4 protein-coding genes are annotated in these 3,811 nt (G+C 43.7%); 2 read left to right on the top strand and 2 right to left on the bottom strand.

Features of this window, described 5'->3' with window-relative positions; all coding sequences use genetic code 11:
* Positions 1-189: 189 nt before the first annotated feature.
* Positions 190-1,755 (bottom strand): sodium:proton antiporter, encoded by a 1,566-nt coding sequence (locus V3S16_RS13740; RefSeq protein ID WP_413885884.1) that lies wholly within the window; start codon positions 1,753-1,755, stop codon positions 190-192.
* Between the two features lie 580 nt (positions 1,756-2,335).
* Positions 2,336-2,545, bottom strand: coding sequence for a hypothetical protein (locus tag V3S16_RS13745; RefSeq protein WP_413885886.1), 210 nt, complete (start codon positions 2,543-2,545; stop codon positions 2,336-2,338).
* Positions 2,546-3,076: 531 nt separating this feature from the next.
* Here V3S16_RS13745 and V3S16_RS13750 point away from each other — a divergent pair.
* Together V3S16_RS13750 and V3S16_RS13755 are read left to right on the top strand one after the other, a co-directional pair.
* On the top strand, positions 3,077-3,376 hold the full coding sequence (locus V3S16_RS13750; RefSeq protein ID WP_413885888.1) for a hypothetical protein: 300 nt from the start codon (positions 3,077-3,079) through the stop codon (positions 3,374-3,376).
* Between the two features lie 228 nt (positions 3,377-3,604).
* Positions 3,605-3,802 carry a hypothetical protein gene (locus tag V3S16_RS13755; protein WP_413885890.1) on the top strand — a complete coding sequence of 66 codons (198 nt, stop codon included), beginning with the start codon at positions 3,605-3,607 and terminating at the stop codon, positions 3,800-3,802.
* Positions 3,803-3,811: the final 9 nt, after the last annotated feature.

Here is a 3,811-nt window from a genome sequence, read left to right on the forward strand (position 1 = left end):
TTAGTATTTTGTGTTTTGATTGAAATCTATGCTGATATACCAGCTTGTTAGATCGCCAAACACTAAACACCAGCCGACTTCGCCATAGCAGCGGCCGACTTCGCCAAAGTAGCCTTAGCTACGACGGCTGAAAATACAAAACACTCTCGTAAAAAGTCACGAATTCAACTTTTTACGACGCCATCGGTCTTAAAAGAAAATAATGTGTACCACCACAAACGTCGGAATCAAGAATACCAGAGAATATTTCAAGATATACCCAAAAAAACTGGGCATGGGCGTCCCGCTTTCCTCGGCAATTGATCTTACCATAAAATTGGGCGCGTTTCCGATATAGCTGCAAGCCCCAAAAAAGACCGCGCCGGTAGAGATCGCTTGCAGATATACGGCGCTCTCTGTCATGAGAAGCGGAACGGCCTGGGCTTCGGTCATCCCGGGATAAAAACTTCCCAGAGCGGTGTTAAAAAAAGTAAGGTATGTCGGCGCATTATCCAGGAAAGCCGAAAGCGCACCGGTAATCCAGAAATAATGATAAGGTTCCTTGACGGCATTGATTAAAAAGGCCAGGCTTCCCTTTGTACCCGCCTTGAGCAGCAAAAGGCACGGGATCATGGTAATAAAAATGCCGATAAAGAGATAGGCAACTTCGACGATGGGAAACCAGGTAAATTCGTTATCCTCGCGCAATGTCGACGGCGTAACCCATAATGAAAAGATACCCATCAGGATCAGGATAATATCTCGCACCCAGTCCTGGACCGCCCGGTGGACCCCTAAGGTATTGACCTCGCCCCAGTTCACCATTCCGCTCATGAGTACGGCTCCCACCACACCGGCAAGGCAGATAAAATTGTATTTCCCCTCCAGTTTCAGCGGTTCCTTGACCTCATCATCGGGTGCCATAACCCCTTCCTTTTTAAAATGGTATGTATCAAGTAGAAAATATATTCCCAGAACTATGGCGACGGTTAAAAGCATATGCGGCAGTATCTTAAAGGTCCAGAAAAATGTAACCCCATGGAGGAATCCCAAAAAGAGGGGAGGATCGCCCAGCGGAGTCAATGAACCGCCAATATTGGCGACCAGAAAGATGAAAAATACAACCATAAAAGTTCTGTTTTTTCGATAATCATTGGCCCGTAAGAATGGACGGATTAACAGCATGGCGGCGCCCGTGGTTCCCATCCACGAAGCCAGAATGGTACCCAGGAGTATTATAGCGGTGTTCACTAGCGGGGTCCCCCGCAACGAACCCCTCAGCAGGATACCCCCGGAAATCGTATATAAAGTCCATAAAAGGATAATAAAGGGGACATAATCGGCCAGGAGGATATGAAGGATTTCATACAAGGCTACGCCCTTGTATGCAATTAAAAAAGGCAGTACCAAAGACGCCGCCCAGAACGCGGAGATTTTGCCAAAATTGTGATGCCAGAAATCTCCGGCAAACAGCGGAAAGAATGCAATTGACAGGAGCATGCCTGCAAATGGAATGATGCTCCAGAGCGGTAGAACCTCTCCTAAATTAATCTGCCCGTTACCATGGGCTGTATCTTCGGATGCGTGAGCCTGAGAAACGGATTGCTTGTCTGCGTGCTCTTCTTTTACTGTTGAATGCTTTGAATCCTGCTCGCGGACGGCACTCTTTTCTGACAGTGGCGTTGCTGCAGCTTCACCACCGACGGCTGTAAGCGACGCCACGATGACCAAGATGCTTAATGAAAAAATGGCCGCTATCTTTTTCTCGTATCTCATCCGCCGGTCTCTTATCTTTCGTAACGACATCCCTTTTTTCGCAACCTCCGGAATAGAATTAGAATTCGAATTCAATTGTTTTTGATAGCATATTTACCATATTTAGCGCCCGCCAACCTTCGGGGGTCTTACAAGAGTAAAATCAATTTATTGTCCCATAGTATCCTCCTGTTCTAAGCGCGCATTTCCTGTTTTAGCAAAGCGCATTTAAAATGACTAGAATTCGTTTTTAAGCCAGTGGAGTATTACATAGTGGCACTTGGGTGTCAAGGATGCACCCCCCTGGTGATTTCAATTTTTTAAGCGGTCATAGAGCCGAAACAAGGGTAAACGGTTAATGGCGTTCTTAAGACCATTTGGGAACGTCTTTAGGCAAATCTTGCGCAAAGTTATTGGTGAAATGGAGTAAAAAAAGATGGCCCTCAATTAGGTACGCAGTTTCAGATAAAAAAGTACAGCTCCGTCAGCAGCATTGTCGAAAGGATGAAAGATCGGATAGGCACAGACAGAAAGGTGAAAAAGCATATTAACGAACTTTGCGCCCTAATCCCAATAAAGAGTCAAGAGCAGACTTGACCCCTTATTTCAGGTTTCGTACGGCTTTTACCTTCAGTTTGAGCAGGTCTCCAACTCTAAGTCCGTTGTTAATCCCCAAGATGAACAGAAGGTGGTTTCTGGGTGAATCGTGTAGCAGCTTTGATATGGACTTTATGTCCTTGATCTTTCTGATCGGCTCTACTGTTATATTGTCGCCTTTCTTTGGGTGGTGGTGCTGGTTTGATTTTTTCATGATGTCTCCTTTCGCTGTTTGGGAGCAGCGCAGTTTAACTAATGGTTAAACAGCATGGTGATAGTTAAAATTCAGAAATAAATCCAAATTCGTCAGTTGAAACAGAATCAGTGTAAACGCTTGGTAATCAAGGGGTTGTGGGTTTCAGGCAGTGTGAATCTTAACTTATGGTTAAAAGTTAAAATTCGAAGATTCCGGTTGAGCGGAGAGGGTTTTGCAGGGTGGTTGGGGTGCTGATGCCATGCTAAAACAACTGGACCGAACACTTTTATTTGAATTCCTTGCCAAATTGGTGTAATGAAATCATAGGACTATGGCAAGCAAGTCCACAGTGCCGGGTTGATGATTCATGCATGAAACTTTAAATCACGAAATATTCAAGATTTGGAACGGTAATCGCAAACGGAATTGAACGGTATGCCGTAGCTGATGAAGGCAATCTGTCATCTTTTATGGCGTGTCAGCGCGGCATCAATTCAAATGAAAAATAGGCATAAAATCGTAACACTATCTTATTAGGAGTTCAATAAAATGGGTATCTTGAATAAAGTTAAAGATAGCGAACTGCTTAGCAAGGCAAAGAAAATGGCCGGGAAAGTTAAAGATAAATCTCTTGATTTGATAGGTGATGAAACTCTGGCAGAAATGATTATGGCCGCTGTATCTAAGCAAGAGGATGTCAATAAGGTTCTAAAGGAAAAAGGATCAAGTTATAGGATAAGTGATATTGAGATTGAAATGGGTATCCCGCCAAAGTTGATTTTCGGAATCCGCAGAAAATCGGAAAATGAGGAAGAAGATAACAGCAAAATGCCTCTGCTAAAGGATTAAAACATTCTAACAACTGCATCTACGCGGATGTAAAAACCGCGCTCCCTTGGTTCGCTCAGCTTTTTACGCCGGTATGCCATAGTTGATGAAGGCAATGAATCTGCAATTAAAAGTTTTAAATTACCGATTAAAGAAAAACTCTATAAAAGCCATGATATATTGGGATATACAGAATTAATTCTGTATAGTAATTGTTAAGAGCCCATAAGATGGATAATTAATAACAACTTGAAAAAGAAGAAACCAAAAATGGCTGAGAAAGCTGCGCAAGCAGTTGCAAGCACAAAGAAGAAAACATCTGATGTAGCCAAAGGTGCAAAGGAAGCGTTTAAAGAAGGATATGAGAGCGCGAAGACGAAAGCCTCCGCAGCTTCAAAGACGGCTTCCACGGCTGCACCGCGAAAAACTGCTCTCGCAAATGCATAACTAATTCAC

The organism is Candidatus Desulfatibia sp., from assembly GCF_036446775.1.
In the GTDB taxonomy this organism is placed as follows: Bacteria; Desulfobacterota; Desulfobacteria; order Desulfobacterales; family UBA11574; genus Desulfatibia_A.